This window comes from Microbacterium sp. (assembly GCF_049650565.1).
Lineage (GTDB): Bacteria > Actinomycetota > Actinomycetes > Actinomycetales > Microbacteriaceae > Microbacterium.
On sequence record NZ_JBASAK010000039.1, the window covers coordinates 120,653 to 144,143 of the forward strand.

Annotated in this window: 20 protein-coding genes and 1 pseudogene; 10 read left to right on the top strand and 11 right to left on the bottom strand. The window is 68.3% G+C overall.

Annotated features, from left to right (window positions below):
- Window position 1: 1 nt before the first annotated feature.
- From WA967_RS07060 to WA967_RS07070, 3 genes and pseudogenes are all read right to left on the bottom strand, one after another.
- Window positions 2-1,247 (bottom strand): annotated as a pseudogene (locus WA967_RS07060) (IS256 family transposase).
- Between the two features lie 274 nt (window positions 1,248-1,521).
- Window positions 1,522-2,331 carry a DUF4393 domain-containing protein gene (locus WA967_RS07065; protein WP_424420495.1) on the bottom strand — a complete coding sequence of 270 codons (810 nt, stop codon included), beginning with the start codon at window positions 2,329-2,331 and terminating at the stop codon, window positions 1,522-1,524.
- 363 nt (window positions 2,332-2,694) lie between these two features.
- Complete coding sequence (locus WA967_RS07070) at window positions 2,695-3,549, bottom strand: nuclease-related domain-containing protein (RefSeq protein ID WP_424420498.1); 855 nt, start codon at window positions 3,547-3,549, stop codon at window positions 2,695-2,697.
- A gap of 121 nt (window positions 3,550-3,670) precedes the next feature.
- Here WA967_RS07070 and WA967_RS07075 point away from each other — a divergent pair, with 121 nt between their 5' ends.
- Window positions 3,671-4,243, top strand: a complete 573-nt coding sequence (locus tag WA967_RS07075) for a mismatch-specific DNA-glycosylase (protein ID WP_424420502.1) — start codon at window positions 3,671-3,673, stop codon at window positions 4,241-4,243.
- A 113-nt stretch (window positions 4,244-4,356) separates the two neighbouring features.
- On the opposite strand, the gene WA967_RS07080 is transcribed toward WA967_RS07075, so the two are convergent.
- Entirely contained in the window at window positions 4,357-6,252 is a 1,896-nt protein-coding gene (locus WA967_RS07080) for a S53 family peptidase (protein WP_424420505.1), read from the bottom strand.
- A 211-nt stretch (window positions 6,253-6,463) separates the two neighbouring features.
- Between WA967_RS07080 and WA967_RS07085 the strand changes: the two genes are divergently transcribed.
- The 3 genes from WA967_RS07085 to WA967_RS07095 all read left to right on the top strand — a co-directional run bounded on the left by WA967_RS07085 (window position 6,464) and on the right by WA967_RS07095 (window position 9,846).
- On the top strand, window positions 6,464-7,261 hold the full coding sequence (locus WA967_RS07085; protein ID WP_424420507.1) for an HNH endonuclease family protein: 798 nt from the start codon (window positions 6,464-6,466) through the stop codon (window positions 7,259-7,261).
- A 45-nt stretch (window positions 7,262-7,306) separates the two neighbouring features.
- The gene (locus tag WA967_RS07090; RefSeq protein ID WP_424420508.1) at window positions 7,307-8,794 is read left to right on the top strand and encodes a deoxyguanosinetriphosphate triphosphohydrolase family protein; all 1,488 of its coding nucleotides are present in this window, start codon (window positions 7,307-7,309) and stop codon (window positions 8,792-8,794) included.
- 131 nt (window positions 8,795-8,925) lie between these two features.
- Window positions 8,926-9,846 (top strand): NADP-dependent oxidoreductase, encoded by a 921-nt coding sequence (locus WA967_RS07095; RefSeq protein WP_424420511.1) that lies wholly within the window; start codon window positions 8,926-8,928, stop codon window positions 9,844-9,846.
- An 18-nt stretch (window positions 9,847-9,864) separates the two neighbouring features.
- Here the strand turns inward: WA967_RS07095 and WA967_RS07100 are convergent, their stop codons facing one another.
- From WA967_RS07100 to WA967_RS07110, 3 genes are all read right to left on the bottom strand, one after another.
- Window positions 9,865-10,125: a DUF6458 family protein gene (locus WA967_RS07100; protein ID WP_424420513.1), complete on the bottom strand. Its 261-nt coding sequence runs from the start codon at window positions 10,123-10,125 to the stop codon at window positions 9,865-9,867.
- A 93-nt stretch (window positions 10,126-10,218) separates the two neighbouring features.
- On the bottom strand, window positions 10,219-11,391 hold the full coding sequence (locus WA967_RS07105) for a low temperature requirement protein A (RefSeq protein WP_424420516.1): 1,173 nt from the start codon (window positions 11,389-11,391) through the stop codon (window positions 10,219-10,221).
- A gap of 19 nt (window positions 11,392-11,410) precedes the next feature.
- Window positions 11,411-12,610 carry a glycosyltransferase gene (locus WA967_RS07110; RefSeq protein WP_424420518.1) on the bottom strand — a complete coding sequence of 400 codons (1,200 nt, stop codon included), beginning with the start codon at window positions 12,608-12,610 and terminating at the stop codon, window positions 11,411-11,413.
- A gap of 218 nt (window positions 12,611-12,828) precedes the next feature.
- Here WA967_RS07110 and WA967_RS07115 point away from each other — a divergent pair, with 218 nt between their 5' ends.
- The 4 genes from WA967_RS07115 (at window position 12,829) to WA967_RS07130 (ending at window position 18,191) form a co-directional block, all read left to right on the top strand.
- Complete coding sequence (locus tag WA967_RS07115) at window positions 12,829-15,123, top strand: ABC transporter substrate-binding protein/permease (RefSeq protein ID WP_424420520.1); 2,295 nt, start codon at window positions 12,829-12,831, stop codon at window positions 15,121-15,123.
- A gap of 9 nt (window positions 15,124-15,132) precedes the next feature.
- A complete protein-coding gene (locus WA967_RS07120) occupies window positions 15,133-15,912 on the top strand; it encodes an amino acid ABC transporter ATP-binding protein (protein WP_424420522.1) in 780 nt (259 codons plus the stop codon).
- 134 nt (window positions 15,913-16,046) lie between these two features.
- A complete protein-coding gene (locus WA967_RS07125; protein ID WP_424420525.1) occupies window positions 16,047-16,310 on the top strand; it encodes a glutaredoxin family protein in 264 nt (87 codons plus the stop codon).
- A gap of 84 nt (window positions 16,311-16,394) precedes the next feature.
- On the top strand, window positions 16,395-18,191 hold the full coding sequence (locus tag WA967_RS07130) for an aldehyde dehydrogenase family protein (protein WP_424420528.1): 1,797 nt from the start codon (window positions 16,395-16,397) through the stop codon (window positions 18,189-18,191).
- 190 nt (window positions 18,192-18,381) lie between these two features.
- Here the strand turns inward: WA967_RS07130 and pip are convergent, their stop codons facing one another.
- Window positions 18,382-19,347 carry a prolyl aminopeptidase gene (gene pip, locus WA967_RS07135; RefSeq protein ID WP_424420530.1) on the bottom strand — a complete coding sequence of 322 codons (966 nt, stop codon included), beginning with the start codon at window positions 19,345-19,347 and terminating at the stop codon, window positions 18,382-18,384.
- An 82-nt stretch (window positions 19,348-19,429) separates the two neighbouring features.
- Entirely contained in the window at window positions 19,430-20,308 is an 879-nt protein-coding gene (gene ypfJ, locus WA967_RS07140) for a KPN_02809 family neutral zinc metallopeptidase (RefSeq protein ID WP_424420532.1), read from the bottom strand.
- 51 nt (window positions 20,309-20,359) lie between these two features.
- Between ypfJ and WA967_RS07145 the strand changes: the two genes are divergently transcribed.
- Both WA967_RS07145 and WA967_RS07150 read left to right on the top strand, forming a co-directional pair.
- Complete coding sequence (locus WA967_RS07145) at window positions 20,360-21,349, top strand: malate dehydrogenase (RefSeq protein WP_424420535.1); 990 nt, start codon at window positions 20,360-20,362, stop codon at window positions 21,347-21,349.
- A 100-nt stretch (window positions 21,350-21,449) separates the two neighbouring features.
- The gene (locus tag WA967_RS07150; protein ID WP_424420537.1) at window positions 21,450-21,908 is read left to right on the top strand and encodes a dehydrogenase; all 459 of its coding nucleotides are present in this window, start codon (window positions 21,450-21,452) and stop codon (window positions 21,906-21,908) included.
- Window positions 21,909-21,924: 16 nt separating this feature from the next.
- Here WA967_RS07150 and WA967_RS07155 read toward each other — a convergent pair whose 3' ends face one another.
- Both WA967_RS07155 and WA967_RS07160 read right to left on the bottom strand, forming a co-directional pair.
- On the bottom strand, window positions 21,925-22,692 hold the full coding sequence (locus WA967_RS07155; protein ID WP_424420539.1) for a hypothetical protein: 768 nt from the start codon (window positions 22,690-22,692) through the stop codon (window positions 21,925-21,927).
- A gap of 72 nt (window positions 22,693-22,764) precedes the next feature.
- Window positions 22,765-23,475, bottom strand: a complete 711-nt coding sequence (locus WA967_RS07160; RefSeq protein WP_424420541.1) for a hypothetical protein — start codon at window positions 23,473-23,475, stop codon at window positions 22,765-22,767.
- Window positions 23,476-23,491 lie beyond the last annotated feature (16 nt).

A 23,491-nucleotide genomic window follows, 5' to 3' on the forward strand; every position in this document is an offset into this window, starting at 1 on the left:
GTTAGGCGCTGAGTTCGAGGATGCTGTCGGTCACCTCCTCGGGGCTGTTGTCGGCGACGAGGGTGAGTCTGCTCTTAGCGAGAATGTCGAGGCCGAGGTAGCGGCGCCCTTCGGCCCATTCGTCGGTCTGCTCGGCCAGGACGGCGCCGACGAGGCGGATGATCGCGTCCCGGTTCGGGAAGATCCCGACGGAGTCGGTGCGGCGGCGGATCTCCCGGTTCAGTCTCTCGTTCGGATTGTTCGACCAGATCTGCTGCCAGAGCCCTTCGGGGAACCCGGTGAACGCGAGGATGTCCGCCCGTGCATTGTCGAGGTGCTCGTGCGCGTCCGGGAGCTTGTCGTCGACGTAGTCGAGGAGTCGGTCGAACTGCGCGTGGACGCTGTCGGCGTCGGGCTGGTCATAGACGGAATGCAGCATCGCTTTGACGGCCGGCCACATGGTCTTCGGTGTCACGGACATCAGGTTGGCTGCGTAGTGGGTTCTGCATCTTTGCCAGACTGCGCCGGGCAGGTTCGCCGCGATGGCCTCCACCAGCCCGGCGTGCGCGTCACTGGTGACGAGGCGGACACCACCGAGACCGCGGGCGACGAGGTCAGCAAAGAACGAGTTCCATGCTGCCCCGGTCTCCGAGGTTGCGGCCCGCAGACCGAGGACTTCGCGGCGCCCGTCCGCGTTGACGCCGGTCGCGATCAACACGACTGCATTGATCACGCGGCCGCCCTCACGGACCTTCATCGTAAGGGCGTCAGCGGCAACGAACGTGAACGGCCCGGCGTCGCCGAGCGGACGGTGGCGGAACTGGTCGACGTGCTCATCGAGCTCGGCCGCCATGCGGGAGACCTGGGACTTGGAGAGGGAGTGGATTCCGAGGGTCTTCACGAGCTTGTCCATCCGGCGAGTCGAGACCCCGGCGAGGTAGCAGTCCGCGACGACGGTGATCAGCGCGGTCGGCACGTTTGCGGCGCTCGAGCAACCACTCCGGGAAGTAGGTGCCCGCCCGCAGCTTCGGGATTGCAACGTCGATGGTGCCGACGCGGGTGTCCAGGTCGCGGTGCCGGTAGCCGTTGCGCTGCGCGAGCCGATCGGGTGAGGGCTTGCCCCACTCCGCGCCAACGACGGCGTCCGCGTCCGCGGACAGCAACGCGTTGATCATCGTCTGCAGCAAGCTGCGCATCAGATCCGGCGACGCGTCCAACAGCGCTTCGCTGAGCACGCCGGCAGGGTCGACAATATGAGGAGCGGTCATCGTGATGACTCCATTCGAGTGAGAAGTAGAGAGCTTTCTCGAAGGATCACACGGTGACCGCGTCTACGTCAGGAACGACGAGCCAGACCACCGCGCGCTACACCACTATGCGGGACTCCACTGACGACTTCCGCGGAATCACGCGGGAAGCGGCGACCGAGAATCGAAAGGTCACCGGATCGATGCCAGTCGGAGGCACAAGGGGGATCGTCACAATCACCCCAGGAACCCCCGCGGAGCTTGTGCCAGCACGGAGGCCGGGCAGGCCGGATGCTCAGGCGCCTCGGCGCTGCTCACCGATCCTTACAGCCCGCGAGAATGCCTTGCCAAACTCGGTCACCGTCGCAACGCCCTTCTCGAAGATGAGTTTCTGCCCGTCTACGAGGCTGGCTTCATGTTCCTTGTACTCGGGGCGCTCGGCAACCCACGCGTAGGTCGTCTCACCCGTGGCGAAGTTCATGTAGGACAGCTCCACAAGCCCGAGTCTCGCCCAGTTGTCCAGATATGCGGGCAGCATCGGGTCGGTGTCAGGCAAGCCGTTGCGGGTCCACGGGGAAAGATGACGATGCACCGTAGCCCAGCCCTCTTCACCGTCGTTGGTCACTCGAATCTCAGCGAGTAGGACCCTTCCACCACGCAGCACGACATCAAGTGCGGCTACCTCGGCGGCCGAAAGTGCCGCGATAATCTCCGCAAAAGCAGGGTGAGCTGATGCAGCGATCCGACCGTCCATCGCGGTTGCCAAGAGATTAAGGTACAAGTCCCGCAAGTCTTCTTCTTCATGCGAGAAGTTGAGCCCTTGCATAGCCGGACCAGCGACCGACGGCTTCGGCGTCACAATCTGATCTGGCGGCACGTCTGCCAACTTTTCACCGAGCTGATCGGGAAACTTGTCGGCGAAGTACGCTTGGGCCCGCGCATTCACGACCGCCAAGGGCAACAGCGCCGTGCGAACGAGACCTGTCACAACCTCGAGCCCATACGCCAAGTTGTCGCCGGCTCGACGCATGCTAGGGTTGCCGGCCCCTAGCCGCACAACCTCGCCGATACCGCCGACAACATCACTCAAAGGTCCATCGCCCATGCCTGCACCATATCTAGGTTGCAGGCATCTTCACCGTATTCTGTGCCGGTTCTGTGCCGGTAGCTCCGCTGAAACCACCCTCAACGAGCCACGACCAACGATGACGGCTCCCGCGGAATCACGCGGCAAACGGCGACCAACAAGTACCCGCTACTCCGCCGCATCTAACTGAAAATCGTGAGGTCACGGGATCGACGCCCGTCGGAGCCACAAGGCTGATCATTACAATCAGCCCAGAAACCCCCGCGTAGCTTCTACATCGCGGGGGCTTTGCTTTGCCCCGGCGACTTCTGCGGCTTACCGGGCTGTTCAACCACAACGTGTGGATGGGGTCGGGGTCTTGTCGGCGGCTCGTCCATGTGCTCAGGCAACCGGGAAGGCTCGTGCGATCCGCGCAGCAACAGCTTCGACATCCAGACCGGTCGGAGTGGCCTCGTTGATGCGCTTGACCAGCAGTCGCGGCCACACGACGTGGATCCCGTCGACGAAGAAGCTGCCGCCGATCATCGGCCAGTCCGCCTCGAGGAAGCACAGTGCCGCATGGACGGGGATCTGGAGGTCTCCGAGGGCCGCCTGCACGAGACTCTGCTGGTGGAGAACGCCCGCGACGAGCTTGGTCCCGTCGCGGCCGCCGATGCGCAAGGTCTCGGTGCGCGGGCGGAAGATGCCGCCGTCGACCTGAAGCGCGGGGCGCTTGCCCTTGTACCTCTTGGCGTCGATGACCCATACTCCCGAGGGTGCGATAACGATGTGGTCGATGTTCGCGCGCGTGCCGGGGATGCGGCGATCGTGGAGGACCCGGGCGGGTGCCGGAAGATCCTTCAGCCTGGCGGCGAGATGCTCCTCGCCGATCGCGCCGCGCTCCCACGCACGAGTGCTCTGCGGCTCGTCTGACAGAGCGAGGATGAGGCCCCCGAGCCGCGGGTGCTTCGTGCGGATCCTCTGCTCGCGCCTGTCACGGCGACGTTCGTATTCGAGGCGAGCCGAGGCTCCCGCAGTTCCCTCGTCTAGCTCGGGACTGGCGGGGGCAGCCGCCGAGTGGGTCTGCTCGAGCTGGGTTGGAGTCTCGACCGGACAGCTGAGGCAACGCACTCTGCGACCCACTCGTTCGTATACGGCGATCTGTCCGGCCGCCAGCTCTCTGCCGCAGAGGTGGCAGACGCCGGCGTATCGCAGGCGCATCCGCTTCTCGTCAAGTGCGCCGGGCTCAGTCGTCATGGCCAGAAGATACCGCGGGCGAGTGACACAGCGAGAGGCGATGTCGGATCAGCCGTCGACACCTGCAGCGGTGGTCGCTGGTCACGAGATCCACCGCGCACACCCGCGGGATGATGGACACATGCCCTTCACCCGCGCGGAACTGCTCGCCTTCACGGGCGGGACGCTCCCCGACCTGATCCCCGACCCCACCCGCCTGCTGTTCGTCGGCATCAATCCGGGGCTGCTGTCGGTCGCGGTACAGGCGCACTTCGCGCCGCGCGGCAACAGGTTCTTCCCCGCGCTGCTGGCCGCCGGCATCGTCGACCGGCGCATCGACGCCTCTGCAGGGATGCTTCCCGCCGACGAACAGCACCTCAAGTTCCGCGGCGTCGGCATCACCAGCATCGTCCCGGGAGCCTCGGCCAAGGCATCCGAGCTGTCCAACGACGAACTGCGCGAGGGCGGTGTGCGACTCCGACGCGAGATCCAGAGCATCCGCCCGAAGGTCGTCGCCCTGCTCGGCATCGGCGCGTACCGGATCGCCTTCGGCGCACCGCACGCGACCGTCGGCCGACAGAGCGTCGACTGGCACGGCGTCGACGAGGTGTGGGTCGTCCCCAACCCCAGCGGCCTGAACCGCCACTACACGACCGCAGCCCTCGCCGAGGCATACCGCGAAGTCGCCGTGCGCGCGGGCATCGTCACCGACTGATCGTCACCGACTGATCGTCACCGGCTGATCGTCACCGGCTGATCGTCGCCGACTGACCGAAGGAGGGAGGGCCCGGCAGCCGCCGGACCCTCCCGATCAGACGTGAGGCGCGTCTAGTGAACCCACGCGGCGGAGGCGCTGCCCCAGCCGGTCTCGTCATCCCAGCCGGCTCCGACCTTCAACGAGGTGGTCGCGCCGTCGAACGTGCGCACGGAGTACGCATACCCGCCCGAGGCATCGACCCCGTTGACGAAGTCGACGCGGATGGCGCCCGTGCCGATGCCCGCCCCGGTGACGTCGGTGAACCCGGCGCCGTGCGAGGAGTAGATCAGAGGGTTGAGCAACCCCAGACCGTGACCGCTCGCCTGGATCTTCAGCGCGGTGATCCCTGCGAACAGCGGCGAGGCCAGGCTGGTCCCGCCGATCCGGTAGGTGTCGTACGCGGCCTTGCCGGTGAACGTCTGCGTCTGCCCCACGAGCATGCCCGTGGTGGGGTCGGCGTCCATCGCCACATCGGGAACCGCTCGCCCGCCGTTGGGGCTGACGATGCCGGCATCCTTCTGATACGTCGGTTCGGGAATGTTGGACGAGTACCCACCGCCTCCGCCGTACAGGAAGTCGCCCGCCGAGACCCACCCGCCGTCGGTCAGCGAGTACTTCGACGTCTGCCAGCCGGTCTGCCCGACCAGCCCGTCGGGCGTGATCGCGGTCGAGGTGCCGCCGACAGCGGTGACATAGGGATCGGATGCCGGGAAATCGGTCTGCGGGGTGCCGAGCGCGGTCGCCTCGTCGCCGTTGTCACCGGTGGAGAACACGTAGCTGATGCCCTGAGCGGCGCCCTGCAGGAACGCGGTGTCGTACGCGAGTGTCAGCGCAGGCTTGGCCGCATCTCCCACTGCGCCCCACGAGTTCGTCACGATGTTCGCGAGGTTCTCATCGTTGATGCGGTTGAACGTGTCGAGCAGGTCGGGGTCGGTGCAGCTCTTCGCGGCGTAGTACCTCACGTTCGCTGCCGGAGCCATGGCGTGCACGGCCTCGACGTCGAGCGTCTCCTCGCCGTACCAGCCCGGCATGCCGCACTGGTTGTGCGAGGCATTGCTGTTGACGTGCGTGTACGACCCCGGCAGGCTCTGCGAGAACTGTCCCGCCGCGAACGGCTTGTCGCCGGTGTCGGTCGCGTACCGGTTGGCGTCCTGCTCGATGGTCGGCGACGCGTACGCGTCGGTGATGGCCACCGTCACGCCGCTGCCGTCGTACCCGCCGGTCAGGCCCTTCTCGTACGCGGCGCGCAGCTGCGGGCCCGTGTAGCCGCACGGCGAGTACGCCAGCGATGCCCCGTCGAACTCGGGCAGCACGGTGTTGTCGGGCGTCGGCATGTTCGCCGGCGTCGCCGACCCGTACCACTCGCCGCAGATGGGTGCGTTGCGGAACCCGGCATCCGGAGGTGCGGGCTTCTGCGTCTGCGGCGCGACGACCTGTGGGGTCGTGTCGAGTCCGCTGACGGCGATGACCGCACCGGAGAGGGATGCCGGAGTGCTGGCGGCACCCGACGGGGCCTGCACGGTCTGGCCATCGTGCGTGTACTTCGACAGGGTCACACCGAACGCCTTGTTCGCTGCGCCGACTCCACCGGATACGTCGACGTAGCGGTGCTGCGGATCGACGGAGGCCTTCAGGCCCGCGCCGGTCAGCCACCCCGTGACGGCGGAGACGGTGGAGGTGCCGGCGTCGAACCGCGCGTGGTACTGCGCAGGTGTCAGGAACTGCCGGTACTGCGAGGACCCGGGCGTCGACACCGCGGCCGCGAACGACTGCAGCGCCGCCAGCCCGCCGTTCGGAGCGAGGTAGACGCGGGCCTGCACGTTGCCCGTGGCGGGCCCGACCTTCGCGGCGTGGGTCAGCCACCCGGGCGACGAATTCGGGATGGGCGCCGTGGGTGGCGGGGAGGCATTCGCGGCGGTTCCGCCGCCGAGTACTGCGAGGGTGGTCGCGATGACCGTGAGTGACACAGCGAGAACTGATCTACGCATCCGAATCTCCAGATGTTGAGTTCGGCATCGGCGGACGCCGGTGTCTGCGAGAGGCGATGCTGGACCCGGATGCCGGAGGTCCGCCGTGAGTTTCGAGGCGGTCATAATGAGGAGGGATTCCGTCTGAGGGGACGGATGCTGTGCAGATCGGCAGTGGATGATGACGAGGGCGAGAGCGCGCCGATCCAGCATGCGCGGAGGGGCGTGGCTGCTCATCGTCGTGGTCGCCGTGATCGCCCTGATCTCCGGCGCCGTCGGAGGCGCGCAGAACCCGAATGCCGAGCCGGCGGCCGCGCCGACGGCGAGCGCGAGATCGTCGGCGCCGAGCACGGTATCGCCGACACCGTTGGATGCCGCACCCACAGCCGCACCGCAACCGCCCCCGACCGAGACACCGAGCGCCGCGCCCACGGCATCCGCAGACTCCGCGCTCGCCCTGCTGAAGACGCTCCCCGTCAAGGGCCGCGCGCCGAAGACCGGCTACGAGCGCGCCCAGTTCGGCCCGCGATGGAAGGACGTCGACCGCAACGGCTGCGACACCCGCAACGACATCCTGGCCGCGCAACTGACAGACATCACCCGGCGCGGACGATGCGTCGTGCTCTCGGGCACCCTGCACGACCCGTACTCCGGATCGACGATCCCGTTCGTCCGCGGGCAGGACACCTCGCAGCTGGTGCAGATCGACCACGTCGTCGCACTCAGCGACGCCTGGCAGAAGGGCGCACAGGCGCTCACTCCCGAGCAGCGCACGGCGTTCGCCAACGACCCGCTGAACCTGCTGGCCGTGGACGGCTCGGCCAACGCGGCCAAGCGCGACGGCGACGCCGCCACCTGGCTGCCGAAGACCAAGGGCTTCCGCTGCGCGTACGTCGCACGCCAGGTCGCCGTCAAGGCCGCCTATGACCTATGGGTGACGCAGGCCGAGCACGACGCCATCGCCCAGATCCTGGCGACCTGCCCCGCGCAGCCCGCCCCGGCGCGATGACCGAGAACCCCGTCACAGGCCTCGAGCCCGTGACACACTGGGCGCATGATGGATGACCCGCGACAGAGGCGACGACTGCCCGAGACGCTCGACGAGTTCCAGCAGGCCGAGGGGCATCCGGATTTCCGTGTGGACGTGGAGCGCATCCGCTTCTCGCCCTACTACTCCCGGCTCTCCGCCGTGACGCAGGTGATCTCGCAGACGGGAGCGGGGCTCGCCGTGCACAATCGCCTCACGCACTCCATCAAGGTGGCGGCGGTCGCCCGCGCGATCGCCACCCACCTGTCCACGCGCGATGACGAGCCCGGCCGGATCGTCGCGGAGCTCGGCGGCGCGCATCCGGTGGTCGTCCAAGCAGCATCCGCCGCCCACGACCTCGGGCATCCGCCGTTCGGGCATCTCGGCGAGCAGACCCTCGACCGCCTGGCACGCGACAGGTTCGGCCTGCGGGAGGGCTTCGAGGGGAATGCGCAGACCTACCGCATCCTGACCCGCCTCGATGAGCACGACCGCCCCAGCGTCGGTCTCAACCTCACCGCCGCCGTGCGCGCTGCCGTGCTGAAATACCCCTGGCGGCGCGGCGACGGCGGCATCCGGCGAGGCGGCGCGAGCAAGTTCAGCTTCTACGCCGTCGACGAGCAGGATGCCAGGGGCGCCCTCGCCGCGTATCCTCTGATCGAGCCTGGCCAGCAGACCGTCGAGTGCTCCATCATGGACATCTCCGATGACATCGCCTACTCGCTGCACGACCTCGACGACTTCTACCGCGCGGGGCTGCTGAACCCCGCCACGCTGTCCTCGGAGTTCCGCAGCTGGCACCACGAGCTCGCGAGTCTGCGGGCATCCGACACGGCCGCCCTGACCGTCGACGCCCGCAGGCCGGGGTACTCGCTGGAGCTGCTGTGGCGGCGGTTGCAGGCGAAGGATGCCTGGGTCGCCGACCCCGACGCCTTCGGCCAGGCGGTGGCGAAGGTCAAGGCCGAGGTGGTCGACGGGCTCGTCGCGGAGCCGTTCGACGGGTCGCTCGCCAGCGAGCGCACCCTGGCGGGGTTCACGAGCGGCTGGATCTCCCGGCTGCAGTCGGCCGTCGAGGTGCACCGGCATCCGGACATCCGCTGCGGCCACGTCGCGCTGAACCAGCAGGCGTGGCATGAGGTGGCCGTGCTGAAGTTCCTTCACGAGCGATTCATCCTCGAGCGCCCCGACCTCACCGTCTACCAGCGCGGTCAGGCCAGCGTGCTGGAGCGCCTGGTGGACGGCGTCACGGCATGGCTCGACGACCCCCACGATGCCCGGCGGGCACCCCGACGCCTGATCGACCTGGTGGAGCTCGCGACTGATGACCACCGCCGGCTGCGGCAGGACGCCCCCGAGCTGGTGGAGTCTCGGACGGATGCCGACCTCGACGAGCTGGCCCGTGGCCGGGGCATCATCGACTACGTCGCATCGCTCACCGACACCCAGGCGATCTCCCTGGACGCCCTGCTGGCGGGGCGCACCGAGCGACTCTGGGACGCGGGACAGGGTCTGTAGCGCCCGATCGCCCGACGAGAAGCCCTCTTCTTGACGAAAAGCCGCTCCTCCGCGGATTTCTCATGATGGAAATCGCGTCTGACGCCGGCTGCCGCGTGTCAGAGTGGAGGGCACACCCTCAGGAGGCCAGCATGCGCGCCGTCGTCTACGACCAGTTCACCCAGGATCTCGATGCTCTGCAGGTGCGTGAGGTTCCCGAACCCAAGGTCTCTCCGGCGTCGGTGCTCGTCGAGGTGCGCGCCGCCGGCGTGAATCCGGTGGACTGGAAGCTGATGGCCGGGTACCTCGACCCGATCATGCCCTCGCAGTTCCCGATCATCCCCGGTTGGGACGTGGCTGGGGTGGTCGTGGGCGTGGGCCTGGACACCCCGGAATTCCAGGTGGGCGACGAGGTGATGGCGTACGCCCGCACCGACACCGTCGGCGGCGGCACGTTCGCGGAGCGCGTGGCTGTGCCGGTGCGCGCGGTCGCGCACAAGCCGGCATCCCTCAGCTGGGAGCAGGCCGGCGCACTCCCCCTCGCCGGCGGCACGGCGCTGCGCACCGTCGACGCACTCGGCGAGCTGCACGCGCGCACCCTGCTCATCCACGGCGGCTCGGGCGGCGTCGGCAGCTTCGCCGTGCAGATCGCGATCGCCCGCGGCGCTCGCGTGATCGCCACGGCATCCGAGGCCAACCACGATTACCTGCGCAGTCTCGGCGCCATCCCCACCGCCTACGGAGACGGGCTCGTCGAGCGCGTGCGCGCGCTCTCCGACGGCGCGGTCGACGCCGTCGCGGACTTCGCCGGAGGGATGCTGGACGTCACCCTCGCCGTGCTGGCCGAAGGCGCTCCGCATGCATCCATAGCCGACGCCTCGGTCGCCGCGCACGGCGGACGGCACATCTGGGTTCGCCCCGACGGCGCGCAAACCGCACGCCTGGCGGAGCTCGCCGACCAGGGCGCGCTGAAGGTGGAAGTCGCTCAGACGTTCCCGCTGGAGGGCGTCGCCGACGCGTTCCGCGCCAGTCAGACCCACCACGTGCGCGGCAAGCTGGTCATCGTCCCCTGACGGCGACCTGGCGAGGTGTCAGAAGACCTCGTCGTCTCCGGGCGAGCGAACCGAGCGACGCGAGACGTTGCCGCCGTCTGCGGTGCCCTCGGTGCGGGTGATGACATCGGTGCGCCGACGGCTCATCATGAGGATGATGCCGATGAGGAAGGCGATGACGCCCGCACCCATGAGGATGTAGCCGATCATGTGCAGATCGGCCCATGGCACCTGCACGTTGAGGGCGAACGCGAGGATGGCGCCGATCACGAACAGGACGATTCCGGTTCCGATGGTCATGACGGTTCCCTTCGATCTGGGGCGCGAGGACCGCGCCACCTGATTCAGGGTCGCCGCAAGGGGCCGGGGAGCAGAAGGGGGTTGACACCGCCCCTAATCGTCCTCGCCCTCCGGACAGGGGCGCAGCACCAGCACGACCACCACGGCCACGAGTACGACCGTGGTGAGCGCCACCGGCACCGGCAGCAGGGCATCCACCAGCACCAGCACCGCACCGCCGATGACCGCGGTGTCCACCACGCGGTCGTGCACGCGGCGGATCGCGACCCACCAGATGCCCAGCAGGAACACGACGATCGGCACGGCCACCGCGAACGCCGCCACGAGAGGCGGTGTGGATCCGACGCCCGTGACCTGGTCGATCTGCAGCCGGATGCCGACCGAGAACGCCGCAGCGGCGGCCAGCACGAAGTAGTGGATGTAGCCGTACTGCAGCGAGCTGAGGGTCGAGGTGATGGCCTTGTGGTGCGGCGGCCAGAAGTAGATCCACCACATCGACGCGGCGGCGATCAGCGTCAGAGCGGCCAGCGGCACCAGTTCCCACAGCGCGTCACCGGCGTGCAGCGCGCCGATCACGGCGGTGACGGATGCCAGGATCGACTCGCCCAGCACGATCAGCGTGAACGACGAGTACCGCTCGGTGATGTGATGCGGATGCCAGGGCGTGCTGGTCCTGCGCTCCGCGATGACGGGGATCGACAGCTCCCCGAGCATCAGCACGAAGAACACGGTCGGCTGGACGCCCGCGGGCAGGGCCAGGAACAGGAGCCACAGCACCTGCATGATGCCGATCCCCCAGGCGTATGCGAGCGCGGTGCGCCGCAAACCGGAATCGGAGCGGGATGCCCGCAGCCATTGGCCGATCATGGCCAGGCGCATCACGACGTACGCGATCACCACCACGGTGTAGTCGCCGCCGACGAATGCCGGCTCGACGCCGGCGGCCAGCACCAGCACCCCGCTCATCTGCACGATGGCCATCACCCGGTACAGCCAGTCGTCCGTGTCGAACGAGGTGGCGAACCAGCTGAAGTTCATCCACGCCCACCAGATGGCGAAGAACACCATCGCATAGCTGAGCAGCCCGCCGCCCAGGTGCTCCTCCCGCAGCTGGTGGTGCAGCTGCGCGGCCGCGATGCTCACCGACACCGCGAAGACCAGGTCGAAGAACAGCTCCAGAGAACTGGCGGTGCGGAACGGCTCGGCGGGGTCGCGCGGCAGCATCCGGTTCAGTCGGAATCGGGTGCCTGTCGTGCTGTCGCTCACGGAGTCAGAATACTCAGCGTCACAGCTCACCCGGACGCATGGCCTCGGCGTCCACCGCCTTCAGCACGCGGAGCGCCGCGGTGTCAGCGGGCGGCTCGGCCACGGCATCCGCTCTGCGCCGTCTCGGCGCGTAGACGACCAGTGCGTGGAACAGGAACCGCGCGAAGAACGCCACCACCAGCGAGATGGCCGTCGCGACCACCGCGGAGATGTGCCAGGTCTCGACCATCAGCGCCATCACGGGGATGCGCAGCGCCGCCTCGATGCCGTTGAACGAGGCGGATGCCGAGAAGCGCACCCACAGCCGCGAGGCATCGGCGCGCTCGTCGCGGAAGACGAACAGCTCCTGCAGCACGAAGTTGCCGAGGATGGTCGCCGCCGCGCCGATGATGGCCGCTGCCACGTAGTCCATGCCGAGGTGCACGAGTGCCCACATGATTCCGATGTTGGCCACGGCTCCGATGCCGCCGATCACCGCGAACAGGCCCATCTTGCCGAACCGCAGCCGCGCCAGGTGCGCGAGGAACATGGTTCCCTGGCGCAGGCTCGCCTTGGATGTGCCGTGCCGCCGTGCGCCGAACTCCATCGGCACCTCGGCGATGCGCAGCGGACCGCGCCGGCCGCCGCGCACGAGGATCTCCAGCAGGATCTTGAAGCCCTCCGGGCGCAGCAGGCCGATGTCGAGCTGCGAGCGGTCGACGAGGAAGAAGCCGGTCATCGGGTCGCTGCTGCGCCACAGCCGGCGCAGGAACATGGCCTTGGTCACCGCCGTCGCGGCCTTGGAGACCGCCACGCGGATGGTGTTGCTCAGGCCGCCGGAATCGCCTCCGCCGATGTAGCGGGACGCCGCCACGACATCCGCATCTCCGTCGCCGAGCCGCGCCAGCATGGCGGGGATGAGCTCGGGCGGATGCTGCAGATCGCCGTCCATGACCACGCACACATCGTGCGCGGCATCGGCGAGCCCGACGACCACCGCACCGCCGAGGCCTCCGGTGTTGTGCTCGCGGTGGATGCCGCGGACCGGGATCCGTGCGGATGCCGCGACCCGTGCGACCTCGTCGATGGTGCCGTCGGAGCTGTCGTCGACGAACAGGATCTCGGCGTCGAAGCCGGCGAGCGCGGATGCCGTCCGCGCGACCAGCTCGGCGACGTTGTCGCGCTCGTTGAAGGTCGGCACGACCACTGTGACGGACGGGACCGTGACGGAGGTGCCCATGTGCTGTCCTCCCCCGGGATCGAAGCCACCGCACACAATCGTGCCATCTTTCCCCATGAGCCTGCTTCGACGACGCTTCGACAGGCTCAGCGACCCAGTAGTCGGGTCCCTGAGCCTGTCGCTTGTACTGAGCGAGCGCCAGCGAGACGAAGTGAAGCGGGCAGGTAAGGTGGCACGGGCCAGAAGACACGGTCCATGCCGAAGATGACGAGGAACTCATGACACTGCTGAGACACCCTGCGACCTGGTGGCGGGAGAACCGCCTGCCGCTGCTGGCCGCACTCACCACGATGTTCATCCTGCTGTTCACGGTGGGCGGTGCCGTCGGCATCGCGAACGCGGCGACGAAGCCGGCCGCGAACGGAAGCGTGAAGGGGCAGACCTTCACCATCGTCACCGACACCACCTGGGCCCCGTTCGAGTTCCAGCGCGACGGGCAGCTGCGCGGCATCGACATCGACCTGATCAAGGCCGTCGCCGCCGACCAGGGGTTCAGCGTCAAGGTCGACGTGATCGGCTTCGACGGCGCACTCTCCGCGGTCACCGCCGGGCAGGCGGATGCCGTGATGGCGGGCATGTCCATCACCAAGGAGCGTCAGAAGACCTTCGACTTCTCGAACCCCTACTTCGACTCCGGCATCCAGATGGCCGTCGCCAAGAACGACGACTCGATCAAGGGCTACGAGGACCTTGCGGGCAAGACGGTATCCGCCAAGACGGGCACCGAGGGCTACGCCTTCGCCGAGAACCTCGGGAAGCAGTACGGATTCACCGTCACCGGCTTCCAGGACGCCGCCGACGCCTACAACGACGTCACCACCGGCAACTCCGCCGCCGTCTTCGACGACTACCCGATCCTGGCCTACGGCATCGCCACCGGCAACGTCGATCTGAAGACGGTCACGCCGCAGGAGAAGGCGTCCAGTTACGGCATGGGCGTGAAGAAGGGCTCGAACGAGGCTCTGCGCAAGGCGTTCAACGAGGGTCTGAAGAACCTCATCGCCGACGGCTCCTACCAGAAGATCCTCGACGACTACCTCGGCGAGAACGCGCCCAAGGCCGCCGCCATCGGCGAGGGCAAGGCGGCTCTCGGAAACGACGAGCTCGACCCGGGCAAGCCGGGCGAGCTGCCGAAGAACCCCGCGTTCGCAATCGACACCCCGCAGACGCACGGCGCCTTCACGATCGCCACCGACACCACCTTCGCGCCGTTCATCTACCAGCTGGACGGCAAGAACGTCGGCATCGACATGGACCTGATCCGTGCCATCGCCGCCAACCAGGGCTTCACCGTCGACATCAAGCCGCTGGGCTTCGACGCGGCCCTCGCCGCCGTCACCGCCGGGCAGGCCGACGGGGTGATCGCCGGCATGAGCATCACCGACGAGCGCAAGCAGGTCTTCGACTTCTCCGACCCGTACTACCAGTCGGGCGTGCAGATGGCCGTCGCCAAGGACAGCGACATCACGTCTTACAAGGACTTGAAGGGCAGGACCGTCGCCGTCAAGACCGGCACCGTCGGCTACGACTTCGCCAAGAAGCTCAGCACCGAGATCGGCTTCCAGGTCAACGCCTTCCAGGACTCCGCCGACATGTACAACGACGTGGCCACCGGCAACTCCGCCGCCACGTTCGAGGACGCGCCGGTGCTGCAGTTCGGCATCGCCTCCGGCAACGTGCCTCTGAAGATCGTGACGGATGCCGAACCCGGCGCCGACTACGGCTTCGCCGTGCTCAAGGGTCAGAACGCCGAACTGCTGAGCATGTTCAACGCCGGCCTGCAGAACGCCAAGGACACCGGCGTCTACCAGCAGATCATCGACCGCTATCTGGCGAGCGATGACGCCGGCGCCACCTCCGACACCTCCTTCTGGGCGTTGCTGAAGACCTCGATCGGCCCGCTGTCGCAGGGTCTCGTGCTCACGCTGCTGGCCACGGCGCTGTCGATCGTGTTCGCCATGATCCTGGGCATCCTGTTCGGAATCCTGAAGCTGTCGACCAACCCGTTCCTGCGCTTCCTCGCGAGCGCCTATGTGAACATCTTCCGCGGCACCCCTGTGCTGGTGCAGGCGTTCTTCTTCTACTTCGGCGTGCCGGCCGTGACCGGCCAGCCGCTGGACGCCCTGACCGCGGGTGTGATCACGCTGTCGCTGAACGCCGGCGCCTACATCACCGAGATCGTGCGCGGTGGCGTGCAGTCGGTGGATCCCGGCCAGATGGAGGCCTCGCGCTCGCTGGGCCTGGGCTGGGGCGCGTCGATGCGCCGCGTGGTGATGCCGCAGGCGTTCAAGATCATGACGCCCAACCTCATCAACCAGTTCATCATCACGCTGAAGGACACCTCGCTGCTGTCGGTGCTGGGCTTCGCCGAGCTGACGTACCAGGGCCGCATCGTGATCGCGTCCACGTTCCGCTCGTTCGAAATCTGGATCATCGTCGGCATCATGTACTTCATCGTGATCTGGCTGCTGACAGTGCTCTCGAACTGGGTCGACCGGAAGTTCAACAAGTAGGGGATGACCATGACGAACAACGAGCAGACCTACACGACTCCGGTCTCCACCGCCTCGGGGAACCCCATCGAGGTGCGCGACCTGCACAAGTCCTTCGGCAAGAACGAGGTGCTCACGGGCATCGACCTGACCGTCGCCAACGGCGAGGTGGTCACCGTGATCGGACCGTCCGGCTCCGGCAAGTCCACACTGCTGCGCTGCCTGAACCGGCTCGAAGAGGTCACCAGCGGCGAAGTCCTCATCCTCGGCGAGAACATCGCCACGGCCAAGGGCAGGAGCCTGGATGCCGTTCGGCAGCGCGTGGGCATGGTGTTCCAGCACTTCAACCTGTTCCCGCACATGACCGCGCTGGAGAACATCGCGCTGGCCCCCATCGAGCTGAAGATGCTCAGCAAGGCGGATGCCCGTAAGCGCGCTCTCGAGCTGCTCACGCGGGTGGGGCTGGAGGACAAGGCCGATGCCCGACCCGCATCCCTCTCGGGCGGACAGAAGCAGCGCGTGGCCATCGCCCGTGCGCTGGCGATGAGCCCCGGCATCATGCTGTTCGACGAGGCCACCAGTGCGTTGGATCCGGAGATGGTCGGCGAGGTGCTGCAGGTGATCCGGGACCTGGCGGCGTCGGGGATGACGATGGTGCTCGTCACGCACGAGATGGGCTTCGCCCGCGAGGTGGCCGACCGCGTGGTGTTCATGGCCGACGGCAAGGTCGTCGAGTCGGGCGCCCCGGCCGACATCTTCGACCACCCGCAGGAGGCCCGCACACAGGACTTCCTGTCGAAGGTGCTCTGACTGCTGGCGACGCTTCGCCGAGCTCGGCGACCCCGAGCCTGAGGCCCTGAGCCCGTCGCCTGTACTGAGCGAGCGCAAGCGAGACGAAGTGAAGGGTCGACGCCGCAGCTCCGCCGCGGCTTTACCCTTGGAGTATGAGCATTCCTGCATCCGACACCATCACCATGTTCGGCGCCGAGTGGTGCGGCGACTGCCGTCGCACCAAGAAGCAGCTCGACGAGCTCGGCATCGAGTACACGTACATCGACCTGGTCGCAGAGCCGGCCGCGGCGGATGTGGCCAAGGAGATCTCGGGCCGCACGAACATCCCCGTGGTCGTGTACCCCGACGCCAGCCACCACGTCGAGCCGTCCAACGCCGACGTCGAGGCCAAGCTGCGCGAGCTGTCGCTGATCTGACGCACGCCGTCGAGCCCGATCCCAGAGGAATGGAACTCAGTCCCGCAAGATCGTAGGCTGGGTTCCATTCCGAAGGAGACGACGATGACTCAGGATGCCGCCGTGATCACGGCGAAGACCCCCCAGGAGGATGCCGGGCTGGATGCCGCCGAGCAGGCCGCGCTGGATGCCGACATCGCGGTGCTGCAGCAGGGCTCGCGCACCTGGTCCGCGCTCTCGGTCGCACAGCGCATCACGCTGCTGAAGGCGCTGCGCAGCAGCGCAGCAGCCACCATCGAGGACTGGGCGAACACGGCATCCGACTCCAAGGGGCTGCGTCCCGGGCATCCGCTCCGAGGCGAGGAGTGGCTGAGCGGCCCGTACTCCGTGCTGGGAGCCCTGGACGCCTACGCCGACACCCTCACCAAGCTGTCCGAGGGTCGCAGCGCGCTGGACGGCGTGAAGACCGGCCGCGCCCCGGGCGGGCGCACGAAGGTCGACGCGTTCCCCCTGACCGGCATCGACGGCTTCCTGCTCTCCGGCTTCACCGGCGAGGTGTGGCTGCGACCGGGTATCACTCCGAACACCGCGCGCAGCGCGGCGGGTCTCGGGCAGCTGGCACCCGCGGCATCCGGCGGTGTGGGACTGGTGCTGGGCGCCGGCAACATCACGTCCATCCCCGTGCTCGACGTGATGTACGAGCTGCTCGCGCACAACCGCGTGGCGCTGCTGAAGGTCAACCCCACGCAGGACTCGCTGGTACCGGTGTACGAGCGAGCGCTGGCGCCGCTGATCGAGCCGGGCTTCCTGCGCATCGTCCGCGGCGGGCCCGCCGTGGGCGCGTACCTGACCGGGCATCCCGACCTCGTGCACGTGCACATCACCGGCTCGGCCGCAACGTTCGACACCATCGTGTGGGGTCCGTCGCGCGGCCCGAAGGCCGGCGCCACCACACGCCGGCGGCGCGAGAACCGTCCTCTGCTGCAGAAGCCCATCACGGCCGAGCTGGGTGGCGTCTCGCCGATCATCATCGTGCCCGGGGAGTGGACCGACGCCGACATCACCTACCAGGCCGAGCACGTCGCCACCATGCGGCTGCAGAACTGCGGGCACAACTGCATCGCCGGACAGGTCGTGATCCTGTCCGCCGACTGGCCTCAGGCCGAGCAGTTCCGCACCGCCCTGCGCCGCGCCTACGCCGGCGCCCCGGAGCGGCCCATCTGGTACCCCGGGTCGTCCGCGCGCATGCACCAGGCCGCTGAGGACTACCCGGACGCCCTGGTGCTGGCCGACCGACTGCTGATCGAGGTCGGCGAAGGCCAGGATGCCACGGCCCTGGAGAGCACCGAGTACTTCGCACCCGTGCTGGGCGTGGTGGAACTGCCCGGCACCGGGCAGGAGTTCCTGGATGCCGCCGTCGCTCACGCCAACGAGAAGCTGCAGGGCACACTCGGCGCGAACCTGCTGATCGATCCGGCCACAGAGCAGGCTCTCGGCACCGGATTCGAGCGCGCGATCGCCGAGCTTCACTACGGCTCGATCGCCATCAACGGCTGGACGGCGTTCGGTTTCATCATCCCGACGCTGACCTGGGGCGCCTTCCCCGGCAGCACGCTCGACGATGTCGGCAGCGGCCTCGGCGTCGTGCACAACGCGCTGCTGCTGGACGGCGTGGAGCGCTCGATCGTGCGCGGCCCGTTCCGGCCGTTCCCGCGGTGGGTGCCTGACCGCATCCTGCATCCTCGGTCGCGGAGCCTGTCGAAGGGGACGATCCTGCCGACCCCGCCGTGGTTCGTGTCCGCGCGCACCGCCGCCGCCGTCAGCGAGGGCCTCACGCGCTTCCGGGCCCGCGGCAGCGTCCTGGGCCTGGTCAAGACCCTGCTCCAGGCGCTGCGCGCCTGACGGCATCCTCGCCCCTGTTGGCATCCTCGCGTCTGATCAGCATCCTCGCGTCTGACAGCATCCTCGCCTCTGTTGGTCGTCGCCGCCCCTGCTGGTTCGCGTAAACGAGCAGGGGGGCGACACCGAGCAGGGGCGAGAACAAAACGCGACCCGCGCCTCGAACCTCAGCGCGGTTCAGCGTCGCTCCGAGTCAGGACCGGGCGAAGCGGTCGGTGGCGGCGCGCAGCGCGGCGGCGATGCCGGGCTCGGATGCCGAGTGGCCGGCGTCGTCGACGATGACCAGCTCCGCCTCGGGCCAGTCCGTGTGCAGATCCCAGGCGGTCATGACCGGCGTGCAGACGTCGTAGCGCCCCTGCACGATCACGGCGGGGATGTCGCGGATCACGCCCACGTTCTCGATGAGCTGCCCCTCCTTCAGCCACCCGCCGTTGACGAAGTAGTGGTTCTCGATGCGGGCGAACGCCGTGGCGTGGGCGGACTCCGTCATCTCGGCGACGTGCTCCGGATCCGGCTTCAGCGTGATCGTGGACGCCTCCCACTTCGTCCACGCGACGGCGGCCGGCACGTGCACCGCGGGATCCGGATCGAACAGCCGGCGGTGGTACGCCTCCATCATGCGACCGCGCTCGACCGGCGGGATGACCTGCTCGTAATCGGCCCACAGGTCGGGGAACAGCGCCGCCGCGCCGCCCTCGTAGAACCACTCCAGCTCGTGCCGACGCAGCGTGAAGATGCCGCGCAGGATGATCTCGCTCACAGCATCCGGATGCGCCTGCGAGTAGGCGAGGGCGAGCGTGCTGCCCCAGGATCCGCCGAAGACCTGCCACTTCTGGATGCCGAGGTTCTTGCGCAGCAACTCGATGTCGGCCACCAGATGCCAGGTGGTGTTGTGTCGCAGGTCGGCATTCGGATCACTGGCATGGGGTGTACTGCGCCCGCATCCGCGCTGGTCGAACAGCACGATCCGGTACACCTCCGGGTCGAAGAACCGCCGGTGCCAGGGCGAGGTGCCGCCGCCGGGCCCGCCGTGCAGGAAGACGACGGGCTTGCCGTCGGGATTCCCGCTCTGCTCCCAGTGGATGCGGTTGCCGTCGCCGACGAGCAGATCGCCCGTCTCGTACGGCTCGATAGGCGGATACAGCCCGTCCAGTTCCATGCTTCACTCCCCCGAGTAGCCCGTGACCGGGCACATCCACCGTAGCCTGAATCCGGTCGGCTACGCGGGGCAGCGCTTCCCGCTAGAGCTTGACCCCCGGGGCGAAGGTGTCGCAGACGCCGAGGCCGTTGGTGTAGCCGTCGGCGAACCAGAACTGCCGCTGCTCGCTGGTGCCGTGCGTGAAGCTCTCCGGGTTGACGAAGCCGGACTGCTGCTGGATGTGATCGTCGCCGACCACGTAGGCCGCGTTCACGGCATCCTTCAGCTGAGCCTCGGTGAACGTCTGGACGAACGGCTGGCCGTTGTCGTCCTTCAGCTTCGCGGCGTCCTTCAGCCATGCACCCGCATAGCAGTCGGCCTGCAGCTCGGTGCGCACGCTGTTGCTGGCTGGTCCGGTGCCGTTGTCGGGATGCTTCTGCATGACGCCCGTGATGTTCTGAATGTGGTGACCCCACTCGTGCCCGACGATGTACAGCTGAGCGAGCGACCCGGCGGATGCCCCGAACTGCTGCTGCATGAGCTGGAAGAAGGTGGGGTCGAGGTAGACGCCCTGCTCCGGCGGGCAGTAGAAGGGACCTGTGGCGTTGGATGCCGTACCGCACTGCGTCGCGGTCTCGCCGTTCACCATGGTCAGCGTCGGCTTGACATAGCCGTCGACATGGTCGGCCCAGTACTCGTTGAGCATGAGCTCGGCGCCCGCCATGCGGCAGGAGTCGTTCGTGTTGGCATCCGTGCCCGTCTTGCACTCGGCCAGCGTGTTCACGTCGCCGGACGCGGTCTGCTGGTCGGCGCTCGGAGCGCCACCGCCGACCAGACCCGTGAGATCGGGTCCGCCGAGCAGCGCGACGACCAGTGCCACGATGCCCAGCACGCCCACGCCGCCGCCCGCGGCGATGGCAGTCGTGCGTCCCCGACGGCGGGTGGTGTTGCCGGAGATGTCGGCATCCGGATTGAACGTCATGCAGAAAAGGTACCCTGTGCCGAGCAGTCAGCGCCGACGTAGGCTCAGGACATGGCGACGACGATCACGATCACGGGGGCCGGCGGGCAGATCGGCTACGCACTGCTGTTCCGCGTCGCGGCCGGGGACATGCTCGGGCCGGACGAGCCCGTGCGGCTGCGGCTGCTGGAGATCCCGCAGGGCCTCAAGTCCGCCGAGGGCGCGGCCCTCGAGCTACAGGACGGGGCCTTCGGGCTGCTGCAGCACGTGGAGGTCACCGACGACCCCGCCACCGCCTTCGACGGGGCGAACCTCGCGCTGCTGGTGGGCGCGCGCCCGCGCGGTCCAGGTATGGAGCGAAGCGACCTGCTGGCCGCCAACGCCGGCATCTTCGGGCCCCAGGGCTCTGCGATCGCCGCGCGGGCGGCATCCGACATCCGGGTGACCGTGGTGGGCAATCCCGCCAACACCAACGCCCTCATCGCGGCATCCGCGGCCGACGGCGTGCCCGCCGAGCGCTTCACGGCGCTCACCCGGCTGGACGAGAACCGGGCGCGGGCACAGCTCGCGCAGACAGTGGATGCCCCCGTCGCGAGCATCCGCCGGGTGCCGATCTGGGGCAATCACTCCGCCACCCAGTTCCCGGATGTCTCGCACGCCACGATCGACGGGGAGCCGGCGGCGGTGCGCCTTGCCGAGCGGGTCGGCGATGTGCGGGCGTGGCAGGAGCAGACCTTCATCCCCCGGGTCGCGAAGCGCGGCGCGGAGATCATCGATGTGCGCGGATCGTCGTCGGTGGCATCGGCGGCGAGTGCCGCGATCGATCACGTGCGCGACTGGGTGCACGGCACCGACGACTGGACCAGCGCCGGCGTCGTCTCGCACGGCGAGTACGGCGTCCCGGACGGGCTCATCTCGTCGTTCCCGGTGCAGTCGATCGATGGCGAGTGGCGGATCGTCGAGGGCCTGGAGCTGGATGCCTGGGCGCAGAACCGCCTGGATGCCTCGGTGGCGGAGCTGAAGGACGAGCGCGAAACAGTGCGACGACTCGGGATGCTGTGACCCTTCACGCCGACCCGCTGACGCTCGCTCAGTGCAAGCGACCGGCTCAGGACCCGACTCTCGACCGACTCAGGCAGAATGGATGCCGGAGGTGCCGTTCATGAGTGATGCGACGAACGCGAACGATCCCGGGCTCGACGCGGCGCTGACGAGTCCGCTGCATCTGCCGCACGCCGCCGCGACGTGCCCCAAGTGCCTGTCCAACGCCGACCACGACTGGTGGTCGGCCCGCCCCGAGGGCACTCGCCTGGTGGGGTTGGTCGTGGCCCGTGAGGGGATGCCGTCGGTCGTGCAGCAGCGCGAGGATCTGACCCGCTTCGGCGTGCCCATCGAGGGCTTCCGGCATCCGGCGCCCGAGATCCTGGAGAGCTGGGGCGACCGGCTGGCGCGCCTGCTGGACACTCTGAAGAGCGGCGACGTGCTGGTGGTGGCGAACGTGCACGCTCTGGGACGCGATCGCGACGAGGAGACCCGCACGGCAGCGGAGCTGCGCCGCCGCGGCATCATGATCAAGGTGCTGGGCCACCACGCGCGGCACCTGGCCGACGCGGAGAGGTGAGACTCGGCCCGAAGCGTCAGTCCTCGTCGTCGTGCAGCCGGAGAGCCTCGTCGTCGAGCAGCGGCAGGTCGGCGCGCGTGACGACCTGAGAGGTGACCGCGTACTCCACCAGGCGCGCCCGACGGTTGCTGGCAGCCTTGCCCGGAGCACCCCGCAGGCCCTGCACGCCCATGCGGTCCAGCTTGTCGCACACGTTGTCGAGCTTGCGATTGAACTTGCTCTGCGTCCATCCGAGCCGCTTGGCGGCGTCGCTCGACGAGGGCAGTTCGTTGATGCTCACGCCCTCCCGGCGCAGCATCGGCTCGGCCAGCGCGACGATCAACTGCTTCTGCAGGGGCGTGAAGCTCGCAGGCATGACTGTCGTCTCGCCGCTCATCGACGTCCGCACCTGCCGTGACACGTCGTACGACGCCTCTTCCATGTGCAGGTTCAGTTCGTACGTGCTGGGGCCCGCGGTGAACACGATCACACTGCGTTCGAAGACCAGCGGCATCCGCGCCCCCGGCGAGAGCCAGGACTGCACGGCCCCGCCCCCGCTGGAGACCGTGGCGGCCAGGCGCACGCCGACGTTCGCCAGCCACCACAGGCCGTCGCGGAACTGCAGCTCGAGGAAGTGCCGGTGCAGGTAGGGATTCTCGTCGATCTCGAGATCGCCCTCACGGCCGATGACGAACGGCCTCGTGAGCGGCAGGTCGTGCCACTCGCCGGCGAACTCCAGCCGCAACGGCGGCCCCGTCCGCTCCCCGCCCGTGTATTCGGCAGTGTCCGCGCTCGCATCAGTCACTTCATGCCCCCCTTGCGCAATATCCTGCCATGACGGGGGACGAATCGCGGTTCGTTCGGCCGCGCGAGACGCTCAGGAAGCGTCGTAGGGCGCGACCGGCAGATCCGTCGAGGAAGGTTGCGGTTGCACCGGAGTGCCGTCATCGTCGCGGTACACGGGGCTGCCGTCCTCGGGGAAGTAGAACCGCGGACTCCAGTCCGGCCCCTCGAAGGCCGGGAAGCGCTGCCACGACGTGTCGTAGATCAACCCGCCGAAGACCATGTCGGACAGGTCGCCGGCATCCCCGCGGAAGCAGTCCGTCGCGGCCGACGCCTCGATCGTGCCCCGAGCGGGCCGGATGGTCACGACTCCGCGGCCCACCGCGCCGCCGGTGGCCACCACCGTGACCTCCGCGCCGTCCCCGCTGCCGCGCGAGGCGGTCTCGACCTTCATCCCCGCGGACTCGAACGCCCTGCCGGCCGCTCGCGCCGCGACGTCGACGTCGAGCTGCGCGGGCTGCAGCATCCGCACCCACGAGAACGCATAACCCGCGACCTCGCCGCCGATCCGGCACGGAATCGGAGACGCTCCGTACGTGTCGACGTTCCAGTCCCCCTCGTGGATCGCCATGATCACGGAGTGCATGACGGTCGAGTAGTCGACGAAGTGCTGCTCCCCCGCACGGTAGAGGGCATCGCCCGTGGGAGCCGATCCGGTCGAATCCACAGCACCGCATCCGGTCATCGTCATCACCAATCCGACGGACAGTGCCGCCATCAGTCGTCGTCGGTTCGCGTTGCGCATCGCGTCCATCCTGCGC